21 protein-coding genes, 1 tRNA gene and 1 pseudogene are annotated in these 25,875 nt (G+C 64.8%); 14 read left to right on the top strand and 9 right to left on the bottom strand.

Annotated elements, in window-relative coordinates; all coding sequences use genetic code 11:
- Positions 1-358 precede the first annotated feature (358 nt).
- The 3 genes from E6C48_RS06310 to gpt all read right to left on the bottom strand — a co-directional run bounded on the left by E6C48_RS06310 (position 359) and on the right by gpt (position 5,928).
- Positions 359-4,165, bottom strand: coding sequence for a vitamin B12-dependent ribonucleotide reductase (locus E6C48_RS06310; RefSeq protein WP_136355212.1), 3,807 nt, complete (start codon positions 4,163-4,165; stop codon positions 359-361).
- Positions 4,166-4,758: 593 nt separating this feature from the next.
- The gene (locus E6C48_RS06315; RefSeq protein WP_136355215.1) at positions 4,759-5,220 is read right to left on the bottom strand and encodes an NUDIX hydrolase; all 462 of its coding nucleotides are present in this window, start codon (positions 5,218-5,220) and stop codon (positions 4,759-4,761) included.
- A gap of 210 nt (positions 5,221-5,430) precedes the next feature.
- Positions 5,431-5,928, bottom strand: coding sequence for a xanthine phosphoribosyltransferase (gene gpt, locus E6C48_RS06320; protein WP_136355217.1), 498 nt, complete (start codon positions 5,926-5,928; stop codon positions 5,431-5,433).
- Positions 5,929-6,170: 242 nt separating this feature from the next.
- Between gpt and serS the strand changes: the two genes are divergently transcribed.
- The 4 genes from serS to E6C48_RS06340 all read left to right on the top strand — a co-directional run bounded on the left by serS (position 6,171) and on the right by E6C48_RS06340 (position 10,587).
- Positions 6,171-7,493, top strand: a complete 1,323-nt coding sequence (gene serS, locus E6C48_RS06325; RefSeq protein WP_136355219.1) for a serine--tRNA ligase — start codon at positions 6,171-6,173, stop codon at positions 7,491-7,493.
- Positions 7,493-8,251 carry a 5'/3'-nucleotidase SurE gene (surE, locus tag E6C48_RS06330; protein ID WP_136355221.1) on the top strand — a complete coding sequence of 253 codons (759 nt, stop codon included), beginning with the start codon at positions 7,493-7,495 and terminating at the stop codon, positions 8,249-8,251. Before serS ends, surE begins: the two co-directional genes overlap by 1 nt.
- The gene (locus E6C48_RS06335) at positions 8,248-8,907 is read left to right on the top strand and encodes a protein-L-isoaspartate(D-aspartate) O-methyltransferase (RefSeq protein ID WP_136355223.1); all 660 of its coding nucleotides are present in this window, start codon (positions 8,248-8,250) and stop codon (positions 8,905-8,907) included. The genes surE and E6C48_RS06335 overlap by 4 nt, the downstream gene beginning before the upstream one ends.
- 132 nt (positions 8,908-9,039) lie before the next feature.
- The gene (locus E6C48_RS06340) at positions 9,040-10,587 is read left to right on the top strand and encodes a peptidoglycan DD-metalloendopeptidase family protein (protein WP_136355225.1); all 1,548 of its coding nucleotides are present in this window, start codon (positions 9,040-9,042) and stop codon (positions 10,585-10,587) included.
- A 113-nt stretch (positions 10,588-10,700) separates the two neighbouring features.
- On the opposite strand, the gene E6C48_RS06345 is transcribed toward E6C48_RS06340, so the two are convergent.
- Entirely contained in the window at positions 10,701-11,576 is an 876-nt protein-coding gene (locus E6C48_RS06345; RefSeq protein ID WP_136355228.1) for an ATP-binding protein, read from the bottom strand.
- A 228-nt stretch (positions 11,577-11,804) separates the two neighbouring features.
- On the opposite strand from E6C48_RS06345, the gene yajC reads away from it, so the two are divergent.
- The 4 genes from yajC to E6C48_RS06365 are packed head-to-tail and all read left to right on the top strand — an operon-like array spanning position 11,805 to position 15,979.
- Positions 11,805-12,140, top strand: a complete 336-nt coding sequence (gene yajC / locus E6C48_RS06350; RefSeq protein WP_136355230.1) for a preprotein translocase subunit YajC — start codon at positions 11,805-11,807, stop codon at positions 12,138-12,140.
- Between the two features lie 47 nt (positions 12,141-12,187).
- Entirely contained in the window at positions 12,188-14,743 is a 2,556-nt protein-coding gene (gene secDF, locus E6C48_RS06355; RefSeq protein ID WP_136355233.1) for a protein translocase subunit SecDF, read from the top strand.
- Entirely contained in the window at positions 14,743-15,135 is a 393-nt protein-coding gene (locus E6C48_RS06360; RefSeq protein WP_136355235.1) for an Mth938-like domain-containing protein, read from the top strand. Before secDF ends, E6C48_RS06360 begins: the two co-directional genes overlap by 1 nt.
- 1 nt (position 15,136) lies before the next feature.
- On the top strand, positions 15,137-15,979 hold the full coding sequence (locus E6C48_RS06365) for a phytoene/squalene synthase family protein (RefSeq protein ID WP_136355237.1): 843 nt from the start codon (positions 15,137-15,139) through the stop codon (positions 15,977-15,979).
- Positions 15,980-15,985: 6 nt separating this feature from the next.
- Here E6C48_RS06365 and trmFO read toward each other — a convergent pair whose 3' ends face one another.
- The 3 genes from trmFO to E6C48_RS06380 all read right to left on the bottom strand — a co-directional run bounded on the left by trmFO (position 15,986) and on the right by E6C48_RS06380 (position 18,266).
- Complete coding sequence (gene trmFO, locus E6C48_RS06370) at positions 15,986-17,410, bottom strand: methylenetetrahydrofolate--tRNA-(uracil(54)-C(5))-methyltransferase (FADH(2)-oxidizing) TrmFO (protein ID WP_136355239.1); 1,425 nt, start codon at positions 17,408-17,410, stop codon at positions 15,986-15,988.
- A gap of 525 nt (positions 17,411-17,935) precedes the next feature.
- Positions 17,936-18,079 (bottom strand): DUF1127 domain-containing protein, encoded by a 144-nt coding sequence (locus E6C48_RS06375; protein ID WP_136355241.1) that lies wholly within the window; start codon positions 18,077-18,079, stop codon positions 17,936-17,938.
- Between the two features lie 46 nt (positions 18,080-18,125).
- Positions 18,126-18,266, bottom strand: coding sequence for a DUF1127 domain-containing protein (locus E6C48_RS06380; protein ID WP_136355243.1), 141 nt, complete (start codon positions 18,264-18,266; stop codon positions 18,126-18,128).
- Positions 18,267-18,506: 240 nt separating this feature from the next.
- Between E6C48_RS06380 and E6C48_RS06385 the strand changes: the two genes are divergently transcribed.
- Both E6C48_RS06385 and E6C48_RS06390 read left to right on the top strand, forming a co-directional pair.
- Positions 18,507-19,631, top strand: coding sequence for a DUF2157 domain-containing protein (locus E6C48_RS06385; protein WP_136355245.1), 1,125 nt, complete (start codon positions 18,507-18,509; stop codon positions 19,629-19,631).
- Positions 19,628-20,212, top strand: coding sequence for a GDYXXLXY domain-containing protein (locus E6C48_RS06390; RefSeq protein ID WP_136355247.1), 585 nt, complete (start codon positions 19,628-19,630; stop codon positions 20,210-20,212). Before E6C48_RS06385 ends, E6C48_RS06390 begins: the two co-directional genes overlap by 4 nt.
- A 331-nt stretch (positions 20,213-20,543) precedes the next feature.
- Here E6C48_RS06390 and E6C48_RS06395 read toward each other — a convergent pair.
- Positions 20,544-20,619: transfer RNA gene (locus E6C48_RS06395), tRNA-Thr, on the bottom strand.
- A gap of 150 nt (positions 20,620-20,769) precedes the next feature.
- On the opposite strand from E6C48_RS06395, the gene E6C48_RS22505 reads away from it, so the two are divergent.
- Positions 20,770-20,937: a hypothetical protein gene (locus tag E6C48_RS22505; RefSeq protein ID WP_168734465.1), complete on the top strand. Its 168-nt coding sequence runs from the start codon at positions 20,770-20,772 to the stop codon at positions 20,935-20,937.
- A 20-nt stretch (positions 20,938-20,957) separates the two neighbouring features.
- Here E6C48_RS22505 and bhcR read toward each other — a convergent pair whose 3' ends face one another.
- Positions 20,958-21,776: an HTH-type transcriptional regulator BhcR gene (gene bhcR, locus E6C48_RS06400; RefSeq protein WP_136355249.1), complete on the bottom strand. Its 819-nt coding sequence runs from the start codon at positions 21,774-21,776 to the stop codon at positions 20,958-20,960.
- A gap of 208 nt (positions 21,777-21,984) precedes the next feature.
- Between bhcR and gcl the strand changes: the two genes are divergently transcribed.
- The 3 genes and pseudogenes from gcl to E6C48_RS06415 form a co-directional block, all read left to right on the top strand.
- Entirely contained in the window at positions 21,985-23,766 is a 1,782-nt protein-coding gene (gcl, locus tag E6C48_RS06405; protein WP_136355251.1) for a glyoxylate carboligase, read from the top strand.
- A gap of 231 nt (positions 23,767-23,997) precedes the next feature.
- Positions 23,998-24,789 carry a 2-oxo-tetronate isomerase gene (otnI, locus tag E6C48_RS06410; RefSeq protein WP_136355253.1) on the top strand — a complete coding sequence of 264 codons (792 nt, stop codon included), beginning with the start codon at positions 23,998-24,000 and terminating at the stop codon, positions 24,787-24,789.
- Between the two features lie 144 nt (positions 24,790-24,933).
- Positions 24,934-25,830 (top strand): annotated as a pseudogene (locus E6C48_RS06415) (2-hydroxy-3-oxopropionate reductase); the annotation flags it as partial.
- Positions 25,831-25,875: the final 45 nt, after the last annotated feature.

Consider the following 25,875-nt stretch of genomic DNA (forward strand, 5'->3'; position numbering starts at 1 on the left):
CGTCCCGGCGTCACCAGCCTATATCGCTGTTCCAAGAGCCTGTGAATAAGCTGCTTCCGAATAAGAAAGCCCGGGCCAGATTCATTGGCCCGGGCTCCTCGAACTAGATGTGAGCAAACTTCGTATGTCGAATGAGCAATCTATCTTGACGCTGAGCGAGATTCAGTGACGCGTCAGGAGAGGCGAGCGGCGCGTCGCGTGATGCGTTGCTCTCGTTGCGCCGCAAGCGCTGCATTTCTCTCACAACCTGTTTCTTCTTACCTTCTTACCTTCTCGGGAGCGGCCGCCTAGCCGCTCCAAGTACAAAACATTGGCTTGTAGGTACAAAACTTTGGGTGTTGCACCAGCGGTCGGCATACTATGAGCAGCCCGAGGTACTTCCGCACGTATCACACTTCTCGCACGTCCCGTTCCGCACCATCGTGAAATTATGGCACTCGGAGCATTCGTTGCCGGTGTAGCCTTGCATCAGCGACTGCTGCCGGCGGGTGGCGGCGAGCGTCTTGGCGGCGGCGGCGTCGGCTTCGGCCTTGTCGGTGAACAGCGCCGTGGTGGCGGACGGCTCGTTGCTTTCGAACAGGTCCGGCGGGCTGTCCTCCTCGATCTCCTCGGCCAGTTCCTTCGCCCGCTCCTCATAGTCGCGCTTGAAGGCGAGTGCGTCTTCCGCCGCCGGCTTCAGCGCCAGCACGTTGGAGCCGGAAAACGCCGCCGTGGGCGCTGCGCGGGCAGGGGTGGTGGTCCCGGAGGGACTCGAACCCCCGCCGAAGCCTTTCGGCTCGCCGGCCGCGCCCGACACCAGCTTCACCGGCGAGGCGCCGCGATAGAGGCCGCGCGAGAACGGCGTCGCCTTGCCTTCCGAAATGCCGCGGCCAAGTGCCGTCTTGTCGAGGTCCGACTGGTCGACATGGGCGAGGTCGTTGCGGCTGAGGTAGGAAACGGCCAGTTCGCGGAACACGTAGTCGAGGATCGACGTGGCGTTCTTGATCGCGTCGTTGCCGATGACCATGCCGGCCGGCTCGAACTTGGTGAAGGTGAAGGCCTCGACATATTCCTCCAGCGGCACGCCGTATTGCAGGCCGAGCGAGATGGCGATGGCGAAGTTGTTCATCATGGCGCGGAAGGCCGCACCTTCCTTGTGCATGTCGATGAAGATCTCGCCGAGCCGCCCGTCGTCGAACTCGCCGGTGCGCAGATACACCTTATGCCCGCCGATGACGGCCTTCTGGGTGTAGCCCTTGCGGCGGTTCGGCAGCTTCTCGCGGTCGCGGTAGAGCCGCTCGACGATGCGCTCGACGATCTTCTCCGTCACCTGCACCGCCTTGGCGGCGGCCGGTGCCGCGACCAGCGTCTCCAGCGCCTCGTCCTCGTCGTCCTCGTCGTCGGCGATCAGCGAGGCGTTGAGCGGCTGCGACAGCTTGGAGCCGTCGCGGTAGAGGGCGTTGGCCTTCAGCGCCAGCTTCCACGACAGCATGTAGGCGTTCTTGGCGTCCTCGACGGTCGCCTCGTTCGGCATGTTGATCGTCTTGGAAATGGCGCCCGAGATGAAGGGTTGGGCGGCCGCCATCATGCGGATGTGGCTCTCGACCGAAAGGTAGCGCTTGCCGATCTTGCCGCAGGGATTGGCGCAGTCGAACACCGGATAATGCTCTTCCTTCAGGAAGGGCGCGCCTTCCAGCGTCATCGCGCCGCAGACATGGATGTTGGCGGCCTCGATCTCCTTGCGGGTGAAGCCGAGCGCCGGCAGCATCTCGAAGGAGAAGTCGTTGAGCTGCTCGTCGGTGAAGCCGAGCGTCGTCTTCACCCAGTCGGCGCCGAGCGTCCACTGGTTGAACACGAACTTGATGTCGAAGGCCGACTTCAGCGCCGCGTTGAGCGCCGCGATCTTCTCGTCGGAAAAACCCTTGGCCTTGAGCGTCGAGGGGTTGATGGCCGGCGCCTGGTTCAGGTTGCCGTGGCCGACGGCATAGGCGTCGATCTCGGCGATCTGGCTTTCGGAATAGCCCAGCGTGCGCAGCGCCTCCGGCACCGCGGCGTTGATGATCTTGAAGTAGCCGCCGCCGGCCAGCTTCTTGAACTTCACCAGTGCGAAGTCGGGCTCGATGCCGGTTGTGTCGCAGTCCATGACCAGGCCGATCGTGCCGGTCGGCGCGATCACCGTCGCCTGCGCGTTGCGGTAGCCGTGCTCCTCGCCGAGCTCGATGGCGCGGTCCCAGGCGGCCTTGGCATGCTCGCCGAGTTCGGCCTGCTTCAGGTCGGCATGGACGAGCGGCACCGGATCGACCGACAGCTTCTCGTAGCCGGCCTTGTCGCCATAGGCGGCGCGGCGGTGGTTGCGCATGACGCGCAGCATGTTCGTGGCGTTGCGGTCATAGTCCGGGAAGGCGCCGAGCTCGGAAGCCATCTCGGCCGAGGTGGCGTAGGCCGTGCCGGTCATGATGGCGGTGAGCGCGGCGCAGATGGCGCGGCCCTCGTCCGAATCATAGGGGATGCCGGAGGTCATCAGCAGGCCGCCGATGTTGGCGTAGCCGAGGCCGAGCGTGCGGTAGTCGTAGGAGAGTTTTGCAATTTCCTTCGACGGGAACTGCGCCATCATGACGGAGACTTCGAGCACGATGGTCCACAGGCGAACGCTGTGCTCGTAGGCGGCGATGTCGAACGTGCCGTCGGCCTTGCGGTAGGGTAGCAGGTTGATCGAGGCGAGGTTACAGGCCGTGTCGTCAAGGAACATGTATTCCGAGCACGGGTTGGAGGCGCGGATGGCGCCGGCCGCCGCACAGGTGTGCCAGTCGTTCATCGTCGTGTTGAAGTGCAGGCCCGGATCGGCCGAGGCCCAGGCGGCGTAGCCGATCTTCTCCCACAGCTCGCGCGCCGGGATTTCCTTGTGCACCTTGCCGTCGATGCGGCGGATCAGCTTCCACGCCTCGTCCTTCTCGACGGCGCGCAGGAAGTCGTCCTTCAGCGAGACGGAGTTGTTCGAGTTCTGGCCCGAGACGGTGAGGTAGGCTTCCGAATCCCAGTCGGTGTCGTAGGTCGAGAACTGGATGGTTGTGTAGCCCTGGCGCGCGAACTGGATGACGCGCTGGACATAGTTCTCCGGCACAGCGTCCTTCTTGGCCGCCTTGATGGCGCGTTTGAGCGCGGTGTTGATGGCCGGGTCGAAGCAGTCGTCGTCGCTGCCTTCGCAGTTGACGCAGGCCTTCATGATGGCGTCGAGGTGCTTCTTGACGATCTTGGAGCCGGTGACGAGGGCGGCGACCTTCTGCTCCTCCTTCACCTTCCAGTCGATGAAGGCCTCGATGTCCGGGTGGTCGGCGTCGACGATGACCATCTTGGCGGCGCGGCGCGTCGTGCCGCCCGACTTGATGGCGCCGGCGGCACGGTCGCCGATCTTCAGGAAGCTCATCAGGCCGGAAGACTTGCCGCCGCCCGAAAGCCGCTCGCCTTCGCCGCGCAGGTGCGAGAAGTTGGAGCCGGTGCCGGAGCCGTATTTGAACAGGCGCGCCTCGCGCACCCACAGGTCCATGATGCCGCCCTCGTTGACGAGGTCGTCGCCGACGGACTGGATGAAGCAGGCATGCGGCTGCGGATGCTCGTAGGCCGACTTCGACTTGGTCAGCTTGCCGGTGAAGGGATCGACGTAGAAATGGCCCTGGCCGGGGCCGTCGATGCCATAGGCCCAGTGGAGGCCAGTGTTGAACCACTGCGGCGAGTTCGGCGCCACGCGCTGGGTGGCGAGCATGTAGGCAAGCTCGTCGCGGAAGGCCAGCGCGTCGTCCTCGCTCTTGAAGTAGCCGCCCTTCCAGCCCCAGTAGGTCCAGGTGCCGGACAGCCGGTCGAAGACCTGCCGCGCGTCGCGCTCGGAACCGTAGCGCTCGGCCTCGGGCAGCTTGGCAAGCTCGGCCTCGTCGGCCACCGAGCGCCACAGGAAGGAGGGGACGTCGTTCTCCTCGATCTTCTTCAGGCGCGCGGGCACGCCGGCCTTGCGGAAATACTTCTGCGCCAGGATGTCGGCGGCGACCTGGGAGAACTGCGCCGGCACGTCGATGTCGTCGAGGCGGAACACCACCGAACCGTCGGGATTCTTGATCTCCGACAGGGCCTTGCGGAATTCGATCTCCGCATAGGGAGATTGACCCGCCTTGGTGAAGTGCCGCTCGATGCGCATCGTCGTCGTGTCCCTTTGTCTATATATAGCGCTTTTTGCGGTGGATTTCCCGTCTTCCGTACCGCAAGGCGCAGGTCCGCCGTTCGCCGGATGTGCCAAGGCTCATCCGACCCTCCATTCGTGCCGGTTCCGGTGCCCTGGCCGTTCGGCGTTTCATCGCCTTTGCGGGGTAGGGCAAGGACCCGGCGGGTCCCTCAAAACTGAAAACTGTGCCCGACGTCATGTCGAAGCCGACTTACTTTATATGGTGTCGAACCTACCCGCAAACACTAAATATAGTGTTAACAGACAATTTATTCCAGTCCGACAATCCTCCTTTTCGCTGTCGCCAAGGCACCAAATCCCCACGCTCTCGCCGGCCTCGTGAAAGGGCGAAAATGCGGGAAAACGCACTGAAATCTGGAAAAAAGACCGGGCTCTGAACTTTCCGGTCGCGTCCTCAACAAGGGCGCGTGACCTATAAAAGGCGACTCGCCACGACTCGTCAAGGAGTCGTTTTTATCGAATTTGTGACCCCAACATATTGTGTGTCACGCATGTGGATAACGGGGATGGAATCTGCCCGCCGCGTCCGCCGGCGGATGGGCCTGGCTCTATGCCGCGAACGCTGCCGGATCGGCCGAGAATCGGGCGATGATCCGGCCGAGGTCCGGTTCCTTGACCATGCCGGCCGCTTCCGGCGCGCCGACCCAGCGCCGCTCGCGCTCGTGGCGTTCCTTCCACTTGTCGGCCATCGCGTCGACCTTGAGCGGAAACACCAGCACCTCGCACGGCACTTCTTCGCCCGAGGCGAGCCCCTTGGCGTAGAAATAGCGCCCGGCCTCGATGTGGGAAATGGTGCCGGTCAGCCCGGCTTCCTCAACAGCCTCGCGGGCGGCGGCTTCGCTGAGCGGCTCGCGCGCTTCCGGCCAGCCTTTCGGCAGCACCCAGCGCCCGGTGTCGCGGCTGGTGATCAGCAGGATCTCGACGCCTTTTCCATTCATGCGCCAGGGCAGGGCGGCGACTTGGAGCCGGCATGGGACCGAGCCGAACAGTTTGCGCACCCGCTCGGCCATCTGGCTTTGCTCTGCTGGCTGACTGTATGTCTGAGGTTCCCGCATGCGAGCTGCCCAGCCCGGAAAATGATTTGCCGTCTTACGAATCGTAGCCGCAATTATATGCAGAGAAAGTAAAAAATTGCACGAATCGCAGGCTTTTCGCAGCATAGGCGACAAGCGTCGCGCTTTTGCGACAGTTCCGTGACGTATCGGGGGTGCGTTGAGGATTTAGCCGGCGTGGTCGTCGGCGATCGGCTTCTGGTAGGTGAAGCCCATGTCCCACGGGAAGTAGATCCACGTGTCCTGGCTGACCTCGGTGACGAAGGTGTCGACCAGCGGCCGGCCTTTCGGCTTGGCGTAGACGGTGGCGAAATGCGCCTTCGGCAGCATGGCGCGCACCACGCCGGCGGTCTTGCCGGTGTCGGTCAGGTCGTCGATGATGAGCACGCCCGCGCCTTCGTCGGCCAGAAGGGCAGGGGTGATCTCCTTCAGCACCTGCATCTGCCCCTGGCTGGTGTAGTCGTGATAGGAGGCGACCGAGACGGTCTCGATGACGCGGATGCCGAGTTCGCGTGAGATAATGGCAGCCGGCACCAGCCCGCCGCGGGTAATGCACACGATCGCCTTCCACTGGCCGTTCTGGCCCGCCAGCCGCCACGCCAGCGCGCGCGCGTCGCGGTGAAACTGGTCCCAGGAAACGGGAAAGGCCTTTTCGGGAAGGGACATCGCTCGGCACTCCCGCGCGGACGCCGCGCGATCAGGTTGGGAATGCGGGCGGAATTAGCCGGAAAGGCAAGCGTTTGGCAAGGTGGCCGCTCGACGAAGCGCCGGCTTCGCATGCAGTTTTCCACTGCGGCGATGCCGGCTTGCGCTTCGCCTCCCGCGGTTGCGCCACGGAATGCTCTGGCTCTTGCATCGCCAGCCGTTGCGGTTTACCCCGCAGGGCGCCAATTCAGGACGGTTTTCTCATGCTCGACATCAAATGGATTCGCGAAAATCCGCAGGCTCTGGCCGACGCGCTGGCCAAGCGCCCGTCCTATGCTGCATCGGCGCAGTCCACCGTCGACGACGTGCTCGCCAAGGACGAGGCGCGCCGCGCGCATCTGGGCGAACTCCAGGCCAAGCAGGAGCGCCGCAACGCCGCCTCGAAGGAGATCGGCAATGCCATGCGCGACAAGAACATGGAGCTGGCCGAGACGCTGAAGGGCGAGGTCAACGAGATCAAGGCCTTCATCCAGAACGGCGAGGCGCGCGAGCGCGAGCTGGACAAGGCGCTGAACGACGCACTCTCCGTGCTGCCCAACGTGCCGCTGGACGACGTGCCGCTCGGCGCCGACGAGCATGACAATGTCGAGGTGCGCCGCTTCGGCGAGGCGCTGATCGCCGAACGCCAGCCGCGCATGGGCAACAAGCCGAAGGAGCATTTCGAGATCGGCGAGCGGCTGGGCATGATGGATTTCGAGCGCGCCGCGAAGCTTTCCGGCTCGCGCTTCACCGTGCTGTCCGGCAAGCTGGCGCGGCTGGAACGCGCGCTCGGCCAGTTCATGCTGGACACCCACACCACCGAGCACGGCTATACGGAAGTGCAGCCGCCGCTGATGGTACGCGAGGAGGCGCTCTACGGCACCGGGCAGTTGCCGAAGTTCGAGGAAGACCTGTTCTTCACGCCGCACGGCGAAAGCCAGCTCGGCCTCATCCCCACCGCGGAGGTCCCGCTCACCAACCTCGTGCGCGAGGAGATCACCGCGCACGACAAGCTTCCCCTGCGTTATACGGCGCTCACGCCGTGCTTCCGCTCCGAGGCCGGCTCGGCCGGGCGCGACACGCGCGGCATGCTGCGCCAGCACCAGTTCTATAAGGTCGAACTCGTTTCGATCACCGACCAGGAAAGCTCGCTCGCCGAGCACGAGCGCATGACCGAATGCGCCGAGGCGGTGCTGAAGAAGCTGGAACTGCCGTTCCGCACGGTGGCGCTGTGCACCGGCGACATGGGTTTCGGTGCGCAGAAGACCTACGACATCGAGGTCTGGCTGCCCGGCCAGAACAGCTATCGCGAGATTTCGTCCTGCTCGGTCTGCGGCGATTTCCAGGCGCGCCGCATGAACGCCCGCTACAAGGACAGGGACGGCAAGGGCAACCTCTTTGTCCATACGCTGAACGGCTCGGGCACCGCCGTTGGCCGCGCGTTGATCGCCGTCATGGAAAATTACCAGAACGAGGACGGCAGCGTAACCATTCCTGAAGCGCTGCGTCCTTACATGGGCGGTCTGGAAAAGATCGAAAAGAACTGATGCGTATTCTGCTCACCAACGACGACGGCATCCATGCCGAGGGCTTGGCCTCATTGGAGCGCGTCGCGCGCCAGCTTTCCGACGACGTCTGGGTGGTGGCGCCGGAAATGGACCAGTCGGGTTATGCCCACTCGCTGTCGCTGTCGGAGCCGCTCAGGCTGCGCCGGGTCGGCGAACGCCACTACGCCGTACGCGGCACGCCGACCGATTGCGTCATCATGGGCGCGAAGAAGGTCCTGCCCGGCATGCCGGACCTGATCCTGTCGGGCATCAATTCGGGCGCCAATCTCGCCGACGACGTGACCTATTCGGGCACGGTGGCGGGCGCCATGGAAGGCGCGCTGCTCGGCATCCGCTCCATCGCCGTCAGCCAGGCCTACACTTATGTCGGCGAGGACCGCCACGTGCCTTACGATACGGCGGAGGCGCTGGCGCCGGCGCTGCTCGACAGGCTGGTTTCGACGCCGCTGCCGGACGGCGTGCTGCTCAACGTCAATTTCCCCAACGTCGCGCCGGAAAAGGTCGCCGGCACCGTCGTCACCTCGCAGGGGCGGCTGGTCCACAGCCTGTGGCTGGACGAGCGCCGCGACGGCCGAGGCATTCCCTATTACTGGATGCGCTTCGGCCGCGAGCCGGCCGAGAGCAAGGCCGGTTCCGATCTGGAGGCGCTGCGCAACGGCTTCGTCTCGGTGACGCCGCTGCATCTCGACCTTACCGCCTATGAAGTGAAGGACCGCTTGGCCAAGGCGCTCTCATGAACCAGGGAACCACGATCGAGGATCGGGAGGGATTTGCCGCGTTGCTTCTGCGGCTGCGCGGCAAGGGCAGCGTGCCCAAGGCGCTGATCGCCGCCTTCGAGGCGACGCCGCGGCGCGGCTTCCTCGACGGGCTCTACCATTCGATCGCCTGGAGCGACCGCATGCTGCCGATCGAGTGCGGCGAGGCGATGGAGGGCGCCGACCTGCAGGCGGCGGTGATCGCCGCGCTGGCGCTGGAGCCGGGCAACCGCGTGCTGGAGATCGGCACCGGCTCGGGTTTCACCGCCGCCGTGATGGCGAGGCTGGCCGGGCGCGTGGTGACCATCGACCGCTACAAGACGCTGGTCGAACAGGCGAGGCAGCGCTTCGAGGCGCTGGGCATCGCCAATGTCGTCGCCCGCCAGGCCGACGGCGCCAACGGCTTGCCGAACGAAGGGCCGTTCGACCGCATCGTCGCCTGGGCGGCGTTCGACAGCCTGCCGCGCTTCCTGCTCGACCAGCTTTCCAGCGGCGGCACGGTGATCGCGCCGATCGGCCCGGAGGAGGGCGAGCAGGTGGTGGCCAAGCTGACCAAGGTCGGCTCGCGCTTCGAGCGCGAGGACATCGGCATCGTACGGCTGCAGCCGATCCTGCCCGGCGTCGCCGCCGTGATCTGACTAACAAGTCGCCGCCGTGATCCGGACAAAACTTTTAAGAAAATTTCGCTCGATTCCGGGCGTTTAACCGACCGGTAACATTAACGCGCTTTAATCATGCCCAGTCTGTACCGGGTATGCGGGTAAAGTGCGATGCGTTTCAGTGTCTTGAGGGTGAATGGACGCAATCTGGCGCGCGGCTGCGCCGTCTTGATGGTCGCCGGCGCGGTTTCGGGTTGCAGTTCGCAGGTGGCGCGGTTCAGCGACGGTCTCGATCCCGTCGCCACGGCCTCGACCCCCAACCAGCGCGCCATAATCGACAAGCAGCCGGCCGCCCAGCCTTATCCCGGCGATACCATCGCCGCCGCGCCCGTCGACGGCAGCTATTCCGAGTCGGTCAGCCGGTCCAGCATTCAGCCCGTCCAGGTCCAGGCGCTGCCGCCGGTCGCCGAGACCGCTCCGGCGGCGGCCAGGCAGGTCAAGGCCGCGGCGACGCAGAAGCTCGACAACACCGTCACCGGCACGGTCGCTCCCGCCAACACGCTGAAGCTGCCGGGCAAAGCCGAGGCGGCGAAGGTGGCTATCGAGGACGGCGAGCCGAAAGGCTGGTCGCGCGCCGGCGGCACCCAGATCACCGTCCGAGACGGCGAGACGGTCTACAACCTGTCGCGCCGCTACGGCGTGCCGGCCAACATCATCATGAAGACAAACGGCCTTGCTTCCGCCGACGGCCTGCAGGCCGGCCAGAAGCTGGTCATCCCGACCTATGTCTATTCGGCCAAGGCGCCGGTTTCCGCTCCCGACAACAATCCGAAGGTGGCGGACGCCAAGTCCTCCAGGGGCGTGAAATCCGATATTCCGGCCGAGAAGCTGCCTGTCCCGGTCAGCGCCCCGACCAAGGTCGCTGTGCTGCCGCAGCAGCCGAAGGTCAAGGACGGCAAGGCGCCGGCCCAGCTCGACGCCACGGCCGCCTCCGACACCAAGGCGAAACCCGTCAAGACGGCCGCTGCCGGCACCTATACGGTGCAGCAGGGCGACACGCTGTCGGCGATCGCCCGCAAGACCGGCGTCGGCGTCACCGCGCTGAAGCAGGCGAATGGCATGAACGACGGCCTGATCCGCATCGGCCAGACCTTGAAGCTGCCGGCCGCGGGCGCCGCCGCAACGACGGTCGCCGCCGCCGCACCCGCCAAGGTCGATCCGGTCAAGACCGGCTCCACGCCGCCGCCTGCCGAGGCGACGCCGAGCGAGAAGGTTGCCGCCTACACGCCGCCGAAGCAGGCCGCCAAGGTCATCAAGCAGGCAGAGAGCGAGGACGTCGACGCGCCTGATTCGACCGGCATCGGCAAAATGCGTTGGCCGGTCCGCGGCCGCGTCATCTCGGCTTTCGGCTCCGGCAAGGACGGCATCGATATCGCCGTGCCGGAAGGAACGCCGATCAAGGCGGCCGAGAATGGCGTCGTCATCTATGCCGGCGACGGCCTGAAGGAATTCGGCAACACGGTTCTGGTGCGCCATGACGACGGCCTCGTCACCGTCTACGGCCATGCCTCGTCGCTCGAGGTCAAGCGCGGCCAGAAGGTCAAGCGCGGCCAGGAGATCGCCCAGTCGGGCATGAGCGGCGACGCCAAATCGCCGCAACTGCACTTCGAGGTGCGCAAGAACTCGGCACCGGTCGATCCCCGCACCCTGCTGGAATAGAACAACAACAACCGTTGCGCAGCGCCTGACCTCCAGTCCGCTGCGCAGGCTTCGCCCGCCCTGCAAGGGGCGGGCCTTTTCGCTTCGTCAGCGGCGGAAAGGGCAGGGAGGTCTCAGCCCTGCAGCGCCTTGCCCAGGCGGCCGGCCAGGTCCTGCGTGAACTGCCAGGCGACGCGGCCGGAACGGCTGCCGCGCGTCGTCGCCCATTCGAGTGCTTCGGCGCGCAGGGCATCCGCATCGATCTCCAGCCCGTAATGCCGGACGTAGCCCGACACCATGTCGAGATAGTCGTCCTGCGAGCATTTGTGGAAGCCGAGCCAAAGGCCGAAACGGTCCGACAGCGACACTTTCTCCTCGACCGCCTCGGACGGGTTGATCGCGGTGGAGCGCTCGTTGTCGATCATGTCGCGCGGCAGAAGATGGCGGCGGTTGGAGGTGGCGTAGAAGATGACGTTCTGCGGCCGTCCCTCTACGCCGCCTTCAAGGGCTGCCTTCAGCGACTTGTAGGACGTGTCGTCGTGGTCGAACGACAGGTCGTCGCAAAACAGGATGAAGCGGAAGGGCGCGGCTTTCAGGATCGCCATCAGCTTCGGCAGCGTGTCGATGTCCTCGCGGTGGATCTCGATCAGCTTGAGCGGCGCTCCGTGTCTGCCCGAGGCGTTGATGGCCGCGTGCGCCGCCTTGACCAGCGAGGATTTGCCCATGCCGCGCGCGCCCCACAAAAGCACGTTGTTGGCCGCATAGCCGGCGGCGAAGCGCTCGGTGTTGTCGACGAGGATGTCGCGGACGTGGTCGACGCCACGGATCAGGTCGATGTCGACCCGGTTCACCCGTTTTACCGGTTCGAGGAAGCCGGTCTCGGCCTGCCAGACGAAGCAATCGGCCGCTTTGAGATCGGTGGCCGGAGGGGAGGGCGGTGCCAGCCGCTCGACGGCATGGATCAGCCGGTCGAGCTTTTCGGACAGCGCTTCAAGGCTTTTGTCTGACATCGTGCCACCCTCGTTCCGCATCGGCGGACAGTCCCTTCATCCGGATATGTACCGTACCGTACGGTTCTGTCACGGTGCCGCCGGTTTGGCAAGGGCGCTTGCAATCGGCGGGCAAACCCTCCACAAGCGTGCGGTAACACGCCGTAGACCGGTTGCAATAGACGCTTTACCGACTATATTCCGGCCAAATTTTCGGCCGGTAGCGGCTTTCCCTCGCAGGAGTTTTCGATGTTTGTCACACCGGCATACGCCCAGGGCGTCGGCGCCTCGCCTGATGTCTTCATCAGCATTCTGCCGTTCGTCCTCATCTTCGTCATCATGTATTTCCTCATCATCCGGCCGCAGCGCACGCAGATGAAGAAGCGCGGCGAGATGCTGGCGGCGATCCGTCGCGGCGACACGGTCGTCACCGGCGGCGGCCTCGTCGGCAAGGTGACCAAGGTGGTCGACGACAACGAGCTGGAAGTCGACATCGGCGGCGTCAAGGTGACGGCGCTGCGTTCCACCATCGCCGATGTGCGCGTCAAGGGCGAGCCGGTGGCGAACCAGAACGCCAAGAAATAACCGCAATATAGGCGGATCGCGCTCGGCGCGGCTGAACGGACACACGTATGCTTTATTTTTCGCGCTGGAAGACGATCGGGGTCTGGGCAGTGGTCCTGCTCGGCTTGCTGTTCGCCGCCCCGAATCTCTTTTCCCAGTCGGTGCTCGACAAGCTGCCGGACTGGCTGCCGAAGAAGCAGATGACGCTGGGCCTCGACCTCCAGGGCGGCTCGCACATCCTGCTCAAGATCGACCAGAACGACCTCATCAAGGACCGGCTGAACACCAGCCGTGACGAGATCCGCACGCTGCTGCGAGACGCCAAGATCGGCTATACCGGCCTGTCCGGCTCGGGCAGAGTCGTGCAGGTGCGCATTCGCGACACCAACCAGGTCGACGCCGCCAAGGAAGCGCTGAAGTCGCTCACCGCGCCGGTTTCGTCGGGCCTGTTCAGCGGCGGCTCCGTCACCGAAATGACGTTGGACGAGCCGGAGCCCGGCCTGCTGCGCTTCACCATGACGGATGCCGGCATCCAGTACCGCACCTCGACAGCACTGGCGCAGTCGATCGAGGTGGTCGGCCGCCGCGTCAACGAACTCGGCACCACCGAGCCGATCGTGCAGAGGCAGGGCAACGACCGCATCCTGGTTCAGGTGCCGGGCCTGCAGGACCCGAAGCGCCTCAAGGACATTCTCGGCCAGACCGCCAAGCTGACCTTCCAGATGGTCGACTCGTCGATGCCGGTACAGGACGCCATCAATGGTCGTCCGCCGGCAGGCTCGACGGTCATGTATTCCAAGGACGATCCGCCGGTCCCGTACCTTATCGAGAACCGGGTGATCGTCTCGGGCGAAAATCTCGTCGACGCGCAGGCGACGTTCGATTCGCGCACCAACGAGCCGGTCGTTTCCTTCCGATTCGATGGCAAGGGCGCGACGCGCTTCGGCCAGGCCACGCAGCAGAACGTCGGCAAGCTGTTTGCCATCATCCTCGACAACCACGTCATTTCGGCACCGCAGATCCGCGAGCCGATCCTCGGCGGCACCGGCCAGATTTCCGGCAACTTCACCCCGCAGAGCGCCAACGACCTCGCCGTGCTGCTGCGCGCCGGCGCCCTGCCGGCGACGCTGACCGTCATCGAGGAGCGCACCGTCGGTCCCGGCCTCGGTCAGGATTCGATCCAGGCCGGCAAGATGTCGGCCATCGTCGGCTCGGTTCTCGTCGTCGCCTTCATGGTCGGCGCCTACGGCTTCCTCGGCTGGCTCGCCAACCTGGCGCTGTTGGCGAACGTCGCCATGATCGTCGCCGTCCTGTCGCTCGTTGGCGCGACGCTCACGCTTCCGGGCATCGCCGGCATCGTGCTGACCATGGGCATGGCGGTCGATTCGAACGTGCTGATCTATGAACGCATCCGTGAGGAGCGACGGGATGGCCGCTCCGTCCTCCAGGCCTTCGACCTCGGCTTCCAGCGGGCGCTGGCGACCATCCTCGATTCCAACATCACCACGCTGATCGCGGCGGCGGTGCTGTTCTTCCTCGGTTCCGGCCCGGTCCGCGGCTTCGCCGTGACGCTGGCAGTCGGCATCCTGACCACCATCTTCACCGCCTTCACCCTGACCCGCTGGTTGTCGGCCGAGTGGCTGCGCCGCCGCCGCCCGAAGGAAGTGCCGAAGGGATATTTCCGGCTCGTTCCGGAAATCACCAGCATCCCCTTCATGCGGGTGCGCCTGCAGGTCTTCATCGTCTCCATCCTGCTGTGCGTCGCGTCGGTCGGGCTTCTGGCGACCAAGGGGCTGAATTTCGGCATCGACTTCACCGGCGGCACGCTGATCGAGGTGCGGGCGAAATCCGGTACCGTCGATGTCGGCGACATCCGCCAGCGGCTGTCGGCGGCCGGCGTCGGAGAAACCCAGGTCCAGGGCTTCGGCGACAAGAGCGATGCGCTGATCCGCATCGGCGCCGTCACCGACACCGGTGAAGGCGAGGGCGACGCCGTCGTCAAGAAGGCGCAGGACAGCCTGGCCTCCGACTACGACATCCGCCGCACCGAGCTGGTCGGGCCGACGGTCTCGGGCGAACTCGCCTGGGCCGCGATCATCGGCGTGCTCGCCGCCATGGGCGGCATCCTGATCTATGTCTGGGTTCGGTTCGAGTGGCAGTTCGCCATCGGCTCCATCGTGGCGACGATCAATGACATCACGCTGACGCTCGGCTTCCTTGTCGTCACGCAACTTCAGTTCGACCTGTCGACGGTGGCGGCGATCCTCACCATCGTCGGCTATTCGCTCAACGATACCGTCGTCATCTACGACCGTGTGCGCGAGAACCTGAGACGGTTCAAGAAGATGCCGCTCGGCCAGTTGCTCGACCTGTCGGACAACGAGATGCTGGCGCGCACGACGATGACGTCGGTGACGACCTTCCTGGCGCTGCTGTCGCTGTTCCTGCTCGGCGGCGAGGTCATCCGCTCCTTTGTCGCCTCCATGCTGTTCGGCGTCTTCATCGGCACCTTCTCGTCGATCTTCATTGCGGCGCCGGTGCTGATCCTGTTCCATCTCAGGCCGACGACACAGAAGGAGATGGTCGAGCAGGAGCGCGCGGCGCATCAACTGCCGGTCAAGTGATGGCCGGCAGCGGCATCGTCATCCGCGCGGCCCACTATCCGGGCCGCGCGCCGATCGAGGCCTACGGCAACGGCGGCTTCCGCTTCGCCGACATGTCGCATCGCGGCTCGCTGCTGTGCCTGCCTTCCGGCATCCATGGCTGGCAGCCGGCTGACCCCATCGCTTTGACGGCGGCCGACTTTGACAAGGTCGTCGCCGAAGCCGAGGGGATAGAAATCCTGCTGGTCGGCACCGGCGAGGAGATCCGGCCGCTTTCGAAGGAATTGCGCGCCGCCTTGAAGGAAGCGGGCATCGCCGCCGATCCGATGTCGACGGGTGCCGCCGTGCGCACCTACAACGTCCTTCTGGCCGAAGACCGCGCGGTCGCCGCCGCCTTCGTCGCCGTCGACTGACATGGCCGCGAACGGCAATCCGGTGGTCGGGGCGGTGCGAGCCGGCGATCCCGACCGTTATCTCTCGGCCCTTTACGCACCTGCCGACAAGCGCGAGGCGCTTTTTGCGCTCTACGCTTTCAATGCCGAGATCGCCGGCGTGCGCGACCGCATCCGCGAGGCGCTGCCGGGCGAGGTGCGGCTGCAATGGTGGCGCGACGTCATCGCGGCCGAGGGCGAGGAGGCCGGCGCCGGCCATCCGCTGGCCGAGGCGCTGCGCCGGGCGATCGCCGCATACGACCTGCCGAAGGAGGCCTTCGACAACTATCTCGAAGCCCGCATCTTCGACCTCTACGACGACCCGATGCCGTCGCGCACCGATCTCGAAGGCTATTGCGGCGAGACCGCTTCGGCGCTGATCCAACTGGCCGCGCTGGTTCTCGATCCGGCGGCGGCGCCGGGCGTCGCGGAGCTTGCCGGCCATGCCGGCTGCGCGCAGGCGGTCACTGGGCTGCTGCAGCTTTTGCCGCTGCACCGGTCACGCGGGCAATGCTACATTCCCGCCGATATCCTGGCGTCCGTCGGCTCCTCGCCGCAGGAATTCCTCACCGGCGACGGCGGTCCGAACGCCGCCCATGCGCTTGCGGCGATGATCGCGCTGGCACGCGATCATCTCGCCGCCTTCGAGCAGGGGGCCGGCGCCTTGCCGGAGAACCTGCGGCCGGCTTTCCTGCCGCTGGCGCTGACGCGCGCCATGCTCGGCCGGGTCGAGCGGGCGGGCGTGTCGGTTCTGCGGGAAAGCCCGCGCCTGCCTCACTGGCGCCGGCACTGGCTGTTGTTTCGCCGCGCCACGCGCGGCTGGTGAGGCGGATTATTCGGCCGCTGTAGCCTGCTGCTCCAGCCCCAGCCAGGCGCGGCAATCCGCCAGCGCGCGCGCCGTCATCGCCTTCTTCTTGGCGACGGCCTTATCCTTGCCGCGGAAACGGCCCTCGAAACCTTCCGGCTTGAGCTTCGTGCCGGCCGTCAGCGGCGGAAACAGACCGAAATTGACGTTCATCGGCTGGAAGGAGCGTTTGCCCGGCTCGTCGTCGGAAACGATGTGGCCGCCGGTGATGTGGCCGAGCAGGGCGCCGAAGGCGGTCGTCGCCGGCGGCGCGGCGAGCGGTTGGCCCAGCCGCGCGGCAGCGGCGAAGCGTCCGGCCAGGAGCCCGATGGCAGCGCTTTCGACATAGCCTTCGCAGCCGGTGATCTGGCCGGCGAAGCGAAGGCCGGGCCGCGACTTCAGTTGCAGCGTGCCGTCGAGCAGGGTGGGGGAGTTGATGTAGGTGTTGCGGTGCAGGCCACCAAGGCGCGCGAACTCGGCGTTCTCCAGCCCTGGAATGGTGCGGAAGACGCGCACCTGCTCGCCGTGCTTCAGCTTGGTCTGGAAGCCGACCATGTTGTAGAGGGTGCCCAGCGCATTGTCTTGGCGAAGCTGCACGACGGCGTAGGGTTTGGTTGCCGGATCGTGGGCGTTCGTCAGCCCCATCGGCTTCATCGGGCCGTGGCGCAGCGTTTCCACGCCGCGCTCGGCCATCACCTCGACGGGCAGGCAGCCGTCGAAATAGGGCGTTCCTTCCCACTGCTTGAACTCGGTCTTGCCGCCCTCCAGCAGCGCCCGCACGAAGGCCTCGTACTGCTCGCGGTTCATCGGGCAGTTGATGTAATCCTTGCCGGTGCCGCCGGGCCCGACCTTGTCGTAGCGCGACTGGAACCAGCAGGTGTCCATGTCGATCGTCTCGAAATGGACGATGGGCGCGATGGCGTCGAAGAAGGCCAGCGCGTCAGCGCCGGTCTCCGTGCGGATCGCCTCGGCCAGCGATGGTGCCGTCAGCGGGCCGGTGGCGACAATCGCCTGGTCCCATTCGGCCGGCGGCAGGCCGGTGACTTCCTCGCGTACGATCTTCACCAGCGGATGCGATTCGAGCTTCGCCGTCACGGCGGCCGAGAATCCGTCGCGGTCGACGGCGAGCGCGCCGCCCGCCGGCACCTGGTGCGCGTCGCCGCAGGCCATCACCAGCGAGTTGCCGAGCCGCATTTCGGCATGCAGCAGGCCGACCGCGTTGGTCTCGGCGTCGTCGGAGCGGAAGGAGTTGGAGCAGACCAGTTCGGCCAGCCCTTCGGTCTTGTGCGCGTCGGTGCCGCGCACCGGGCGCATTTCGTGCAGGATGACGGGCACGCCGCCAAGTGCTGCCTGCCATGCGGCTTCCGAGCCTGCCAGCCCGCCGCCGACGATATGGATGGGATCGATGCTCATGAGCGGGAGATAGTCCGTTGCCGCTGCCGATGCAATCGCCGGGCGTGTCCGGCCGACAGTGGAATATGCGTGAAGGGTCCCTGAAACGACAACACCCGCCGGGGGAGGAGGTCCGGCGGGTGTCGTTTTGCTGGTCGGTCTCAGGGAGGAGGAGGAGACCGACCTATTCGTCGTCGCCGGGGAGGAGGTCGGCTCTGACGAAATTCCTTTCGCCATTTGAAAGGGGGCGAAACCCTTTTCCGGCAACAACGCCCGCCGGGGGAGGAGGTCCGGCGGGCGCCGTTTCGGTGGCCAACCTCCGGGAGGAGGATGAAGGTTGGCCGTATTCGTCATCGCCGGGGAGGAGGTCGGCTTTGACGAAATTCCTTTCGCCATTTGAAAAGGGGCGAAACCCTTGTCCGGTAACAACGCCCGCCGGGGGAGGAGGTCCGGCGGGCGCCGTTTCGGTGACCAACCTTCGGGAGGAGGATGAAGGCTGGTCGTATTCGCCGGGGTCGGGGAGGAGGTCGACCCTGACGAAATTCCTTAGGCTATCGCCTTGCGGGCGACGGTCCTGATCTCGTCACGCAGGATGCCGAGATCATGAAGCTGGCGGTTCGACAGGCGATCCAGTTCGGTCACCGTGTCGCGATAAGCGCGCCAGTTACGGTAATTGCGGATCAGGTTCATCGTTCGTCTCTCAGCTAACTGCCAGGATCGTCGAGGATCCGGTAAATCAGGCGGCCTTGCGGGCCACGAAAGGGATGTCGCCGCGGCTGATGCCGAGATCGCTCAGTTCACGGTTGCTCAGGCGGCTCAGCTCGGAAACGGTGTCCCGGTAGCGGCGCCAGTTGCGGTAGTTGCGGATCAGGTTCATGGTACTAACTCGTTTCGTCTTTGGTTCGGATCGGTTCGTCTGTTTGTGTGACCCGAAGATAGGTGCGCCCATATCGATTTAAAAGCGCCATTGGTGCATGGCAGCAATGCGTTTTGTGCAATGCAATATGGCTACCCTTTGGCGCTTTCGTCACAAAGAAACCCGAATCGGAAAGTGCCGTCGCGTCAACGATTTACACCCGTCCTCTGGTAATTCGACTAAATTTATAGGAAAGACCTCATGGCCAGTTATTCGACCAGGGTCAGGCAGGACATTGCACGCTGGGCAGAAAACGGGCTGATCGACGCCGCGACGGCCGATGTGCTGGCAAGGGACGTCGAGGCCGACGATCGCCGTTCCCTCAGCTTCGGCTCCATCCTGGCGATGATGGCGGCACTTCTGTTCGGCGCCGCGATCCTCATCTTCGTCGCCGCCAATTGGGAGGCGATTCCGCGGCTGGCGCGGGTGGTCGCGCTGTTCGCCGTCATCCTCGCCGGCTATGTCGGCGGCGCGGTCGTCAAGACGCGCGGCCATCCGGCCATCGGCGAGGCGCTGTGGATCGTGGCGGCTGCGGCGTTCGGCGGCGCCATCGCGCTCGTCGGGCAGATGTATCATCTCGCCGGCGACGAATCGTCGGCCGTGCTGACATGGTGTGCCGGCACCGCGCTTGCCGCCGCCATGCTGCGTTCCAGCCCGCTGACGGTGGCGGCGGTAGGCATCGCCGTCGGCTGGCTTTTCCTGATCTTGTTCCATGGCTTCAATCTGTTTGAGTCGACCGAATTCCCGCATTTCTTCGTCGCTATCGTCGCGGCGCTGTTCCTCCTGTCTTATTGGACCCGCAGCCAACCGACGCGTCACCTCGTGCTGTTGTCGCTCATTCTCTATACGGCACTGGTCGTGGCCGATCACAATCTGATCGGAATAGCACTGGCATTGGCGGCGGTATCTGCGGTCTGCTTCGCGGCCGGGGCACTGGCGCCCGGGCCTGTCGATCGCGTCGTGCAAATTGGCGGCCGCCTGCCATTGCACGGACTGATCGGCTTCCTGACCGGAATGCTCATGCTGCAGTTCGATGCAGCCGATGACGCGGGGGGCAATTTCGCCATCGTTTCGGCCGTAGCGCTTGCCGGCATTGCCGCTGCGGTCGTGCTGGCGGGGCGCGAGAGCAGGGGGCTGCGCTGGATCGCTTATCTCGGCTTCGCCTTCGAACTTCTCATGATCTATGTCGTGACCATGCAAAGCATGCTGGGCACCGCCGGCTTCTTCCTCGCCGCCGCCGTCATCCTGGGCCTGCTGGCCTTCATCATCATCCGTATCGAGAAGCGGATGAAACCGGCCATGATCGAAGGAGCAGTGACGCCATGAGCGGCAAACGCCTGATCGCGGCGGCACTTGCAGTCGCAATTCTCCAGATCGGTTTCCTCAGCTGGATCATCGCCGGCCGAGCGGCGATCCTGCGCAACGGTCAGGAAGTCTTGCTCAAGGTCGAACCGGTCGACCCTCGCGACCTGCTGCGCGGCGACTATGTCGTCCTTGGCTACGAAATCTCGAATATTCCCGTAAAGCTGATCGCCAATATCCCGGAGGGCAAGCAATCCAGCGACGAACAGTCCCTGGTCGTACGTGTCAAGAAGGGCATAGATGGCTACTGGCACCCGGAAACCGCCTGGCTCGATGCCGCCCCGGTGCCGACCGGAACCGACGAGGTCGATATCGTCGGCCGTATCGGCCCGGGCTGGGATTTGCGCGAAAGCGCCACGACGACGGTCTCGCCATACTACGGCATCGAGCGCTTCTACCTGCCTGAAGGCGAGGGGCAGGCAATCCAGAACGACATGCGCGTACGGCCTTTCGGCGTGAAGATGGCGGTGACGAAGAACGGCAAGGCACAGATCAAGGCGCTGATGGACGGCGACACGATGCTGTTCGAGGAACCGCTTTACTGAACACAAGGGCTCAATGCCCCGCTCCGCGTTCAGCGGCGGAGCAGGGCATGATGCGCGACGAACAGGCTGCGGTTATTTCGCCGAATCTTCCAGTTCAAGCCTCAATGCGCGAAGCCGCGCAGTCTTGCGCTCGCGTTCGCGTTTCTCGGAAAGGATAAATTCCCTGGCAATCCTGTCGGCTCTGACGTGCCTGTCTTCCGGTTTCTCCCGATGTATTGGCGTGGTCATTTCTGTTCTCCATGTTGCATTATCAACATGGTGATTTTTCTTGCGAATTAAAGCCAAGGCGACGAAAGGTCGCCCCATGCGATGCCTGTATCTGTCTTTGAAATGGTGCCCTCGGCAGGGATCGAACCCGCGACCTTCGGTTTACAAAACCGCTGCTCTACCAGCTGAGCTACAAGGGCACAGCCTCCGGTTAGCACATCTGCCACGGCAGTAAAGACAATTGTCGGAAAGGGAGGGCGTCAATCCGGCCGGAGATTGCCGCCTCCTCTCAAAAAAGGCTGCATCCTTCCTAAATACAAGAAAAGGACGTCGTGCTTGGAGGTCGATCCATGATCCGGCTCGTGGCCGTGGCATTGATTGCCGTTTTCGTCTGGGCGCTGCTGGTCAAGCTGGTTGCCGTCATCCGGCGCGGCAACATCGACTGGACAGGCGTCACCGCCTTCGTCGGCTTTGTCGTTCTGGCCTTCTGGCTGCGCCATGTGACCGGCATCGGCTGATGAAAGCGGCCGGACAGCCGTCAGGGACGCTTGCCGCCGATCATGGCGGTGATCTCGTCGGCCGCCGCCGCGACGCGCGGCCCGATCTCGCCGAGCCGCTCGGGCGTCACGCGCACCGTCGGCCCGGAGACGGAGATACCGCCCACCGGTTCGCCGAATTCGTTGAAGATGGCCGCCGCCACGCAGCGCATGCCCTCGTTGCGCTCCTCGTCGTCGACCGACCAGCCGCGGCCGCGGATCTCGGCGAGATTGCCGGCCAGAGCGGGCAGGGTAGACAGCGTCTTCGTCGTAAAAGCCTCCAGTCCGGCCTTGCGGGCAATGGCCGCCACCCGGTCCGGCTCCAGATGCGCCAGCACCGCCTTGCCGATGCCCGACGCATGGAAGGGGCTGCGCGTGCCCGGTCGGAAGAAGGCGCGGATCGCCTGGTGCGTCTCCACCTGGCTGACGAAGACGACGCAATCGTCCTCCGCGACGCCGAGATTGGCCGTCTCGCCGGTCTTTTCCATCAGGTCCTGCATGACGATGCGGGCGCGGTCCACCAGCTTGCGGCTGCGCAGGAAGGCCGAGCCCATGCGGTAGGTTTCCACGCCGATGGACCAGAGCTGGCCGGTCTTGTCGAACTCGACCATGCCGTGGTTTTCCAGCGTGGTCAGCATCCGGTAGGCGGTCGGGGCAGGGACCCCCGATGCATTGGCGATCTCGCTGAGCGACAGGCCGGCACCCTCCGCGACGATGGCGAGGATGCGCAAAGCCCGGTCGAGAGACTGCACGGAAGCCGTTTCCTGCGGGGCATTGAAGGCGCGCGGGCGGCCGCGCTGGCGCTTTTCGGTCTGGTCCATGGCGGCAGTCTCGCCGAACGGCCGCAAAAGGCAATGAAAAAATTTTCCGTAATTTTTCCGTGGTGTAAATTGAAAAACAGAAAATCGATGAAAATCAAAGCATAATGAGAAAAATACAATAATGAAAAAATATTTTGAAAAAATTGAAAAATAGCCTGCCTGCTGGCACATTGCAGCCATCAACAGACAACCGGCAGGAGGCTGGATCATGGCCAGGATGCGCGCCGTCGACGCGGCAGTTCTCGTTCTCGAAAAGGAAGGCATCACCTGCGGCTTCGGCGTGCCGGGAGCTGCCATCAACGGGCTTTACTCGGCGCTGAAGGCGAGGGGCACCATCCGCCACGTCCTCGCCCGCCACGTCGAGGCCGCCTCGCACATGGCCGAGGGTTACACCCGCGCCGCACCCGGCAATATCGGCCTGTGCATCGGCACGTCCGGTCCGGCCGGCACCGACATGATCACCGGGCTTTATTCGGCTGCCGCCGACTCCATTCCGATCCTGTGCATCACCGGTCAGGCGCCCCGCGCGCGGCTGAACAAGGAAGACTTCCAGGCGGTCGACATCGCGGCCATCGCCTCGCCGGTCGCCAAGTGGGCCGTCACCGTCATGGAGCCCTATCTGGTGCCGATGGCGTTGCAAAAGGCCTTCCACCTGATGCGCTCCTCGCGTCCCGGCCCGGTGCTGATTGACCTGCCGGTCGACGTCCAGCTTGCCGAGATCGAGTTCGACATCGACGCCTACGAGCCGCTCGCCGCCTTCAAGCCGGCGATGACGAAGGCGCAGGCCGAAAAGGCGCTGGCCATGCTCAACGCGGCCGAAAAGCCGCTGATCGTCGCCGGCGGCGGCATCATCAACGCCGATGCGTCCGACCTTTTGATCGAGTTCGCCGAGATCACCGGCGTCCCGGTCATCCCGACGCTGATGGGCTGGGGCTCGATCCCTGACGACCACCGGCTGATGGCCGGCATGTGCGGGCTGCAGACCTCGCACCGCTACGGCAACGCCACCATGCTGGCGTCCGATTTCGTGCTCGGCATCGGCAATCGCTGGGCCAACCGCCACACCGGTTCCGTCGACACCTACACGAGGGGGAAAAAGTTCGTTCACGTCGACATCGAGCCGACGCAGATCGGCCGCGTCTTCGCCCCCGACCTCGGCGTCGTTTCCGACGCGGGCGCGGCGCTGAAGATCCTGCTCGACGTCGCCACCGAATGGAAGACGGCCGGCAAGCTGCGCGACTGGTCCGGCTGGGCCAGGGAGTGCGCCGCGCGCAAGAAGACGATGAAACGCAAGACGCACTTCGATCAGGTTCCGATGAAGCCGCAGCGCGTCTATGAGGAGATGAACAAGGCCTTCCCGCGCGACACCACCTATGTCTCGACCATCGGGCTCAGCCAGATCGCCGGCGCGCAGTTCCTGCACGTCTACAAGCCGCGCAACTGGATTAACTGCGGTCAGGCCGGCCCGCTCGGCTGGACGCTGCCGGCGGCGCTCGGCGTGCGCGCCGCACGGCCGGACGCCAACATCGTGGCGCTTTCGGGCGACTACGACTTCCAGTTCATGATCGAGGAACTGGCCGCCGGCGCGCAGCACAAGCTGCCCTACATCCACGTCGTCGTGAACAACGCCTATCTCGGCCTGATCCGCCAGTCGCAGCGCGGCTTCTCGATGGACTACGAGGTCTCGCTGGCCTTCGAGAACGTCAACACGGTCGGCCATTCCGAAGTCGGTTACGGCGTCGACCACGTCGCGGTCGCCGAGGCGATGGGCTGCAAGGCGGTGCGCGTGCGCCGTCCGGAGGACTGCGCGGCCGGGCTTGCCGAGGCGAAGCGCCTGATGGAGGAGTATCAGGTTCCGGTCGTCGTCGAGTTCATCCTGGAGCGTGTCACCAACATCTCTATGGGAACCGAGATCGACAACATCACCGAGTTCGAGGATCTTGCCGAAAAGAACGAGGACGCGCCGACGGCCATCGTGCTGCTCGATTGACATTTTGCCGTGCGTCCTTCGAGGCTCGCTCCGCTCGCACCTCAGGATGAGGACTGTCGGAGCGAAACTCGGAGGCGCAAGAATACGGCAGACTTGTAAGCTCGAGACGGTTGCAACCTCTCGCCTTGGGGCACAGCACGACTTTCCTCATCCTGAGGTGCGAGCGGAGCGAGCCTCGAAGGACGCACACGGACAAGCCGCACCGTCGATGCGGCACTATGGAGATCATCGATGCCGAAATTTTCAGCCAATCTTTCCATGCTCTTCCAGGAGCACGACTTCCTTGACCGCTTCGATGCCGCCGCCCGCGCCGGCTTCAAGGGCGTCGAATATCTCGGTCCTTACGACCACACGCCCGACGAGGTGGCCGCGCGGCTGAAGAAGAACGGGCTGACGCAGGTGCTGTTCAATGTGCCGTCGGGCAACTGGCCGGGCGGCGAGCGCGGCATCGCCGTGCTGCCGAACCGGGTGGACGAGTTCCGAGCCGGTGTCGACAAGGCGATCACCTACGCCAGGGCGCTGGGCTGCGGCCAGGTCAACTGCCTTGCCGGCATCGCGCCGGCTGGCGCCGATCGCGCAAGGCTGGAGGAAACCTTCGTCGCGAACCTGAAGTTCGCGGCCGAAAAGCTCGGGCAGGCAGGGATAAAGCTGCTGATCGAGCCGATCAACACGCGTGACATTCCGGGCTTCTTCCTGACCAACACGAAGCAGGGGCTCGATATCCTGGAGAAGGTCGGCTCGCCGAACCTCTGCCTGCAATACGACATCTACCACATGCAGATCATGGAGGGGGATCTCGCCCGGACCATCGAGGCCAACCTCAGCCGCATTGCGCATATCCAGCTTGCGGACAATCCCGGCCGTCACGAGCCGGGGACGGGTGAGATCAACTATCCCTTCCTGTACGACTTCATCGACGGCCTTGGCTATTCGGGCTGGGTCGGCGCGGAGTACAAGCCGAAGGCCGGCACCGAGGCGGGGTTGGGCTGGTTCAGGGAACTCGCGGGCAAGGCCGCGGCGTAAGTTTCTGCCCCTCACCCTTACCCTCTCCCCGTGAAGAACGGGGAGAGGGGATCGCCGACGCAACAGCCTCTCTCCTCTCCCCGTTCTCACGGGGAGAGGATGCCGGCAGGCAGGTGAGGGGCGGCACCAACATACGAGAACAGGGATATTGCAATGGACACCATCGGCTTCATCGGACTGGGCATCATGGGGGCGCCGATGGCGGGGCACCTGCTGGATGCCGGCTATAGCGTCGTCACCAGCGACCATCGCGGCAAACCGCCGGCGGACCTCGTCGCCAAGGGGCTGAAGGCCGTGACCGGCTCGAACGCCGTCGCCAGGGCCGCCGACATCATCATCACCATGGTGCCGGACACGCCGCAGGTGGAGGAAGTGCTGTTCGGCGAGAACGGCGTGGCGTCCGGCCTGTCGAAAGGCAAGCTGGTCATCGACATGTCGTCGATCTCGCCGATCGCCACCAAGGAATTCGCCAGGAAGATCAACGATCTCGGCTGCGACTATCTCGATGCGCCGGTTTCCGGTGGCGAGGTCGGCGCCAAGGCGGCCTCGCTGACCATCATGGTCGGCGGCGAAGAGAAGGCGTTCGACCGTGCCAGGCCCGTGTTCGAAAAGATGGGCAAGAACATCACGCTGGTCGGCCCCAACAGCGTCGGCCAGACCACCAAGGTCGCCAACCAGATTGTCGTGGCGCTCACCATCGAGGCCGTCGCCGAGGCGCTGGTGTTCGCCTCCAAGGCGGGCGCCGACCCGGCCAAGGTGCGTCAGGCGCTGATGGGCGGGCTGGCCTCGTCGCGCATCCTCGAAGTGCACGGCGAGCGGATGATCAAGCGCACCTTCGCGCCCGGCTTCCGCATCGAACTGCACAGCAAGGACCTGAACCTCGCGCTGGAGGGCGCAAGGTCGCTCGGCGTCGCACTGCCCAACACCTCGACCACGCAGCAACTCTTCAATGCCTGTGCGGCCAACGGCGGCGGCAAGGACGATCACTCGGGCCTGGTCAAGGCGCTGGAGATCATGGCGGGGCATGAGGTGGGGAAGTAGGGCAGTAAGGCGATAGGACATTAGGGCAGTAGGTGAGCGTTAAAC

Source organism: Ollibium composti, from assembly GCF_004801285.1.
Lineage (GTDB): Bacteria > Pseudomonadota > Alphaproteobacteria > Rhizobiales > Rhizobiaceae > Mesorhizobium > Mesorhizobium composti.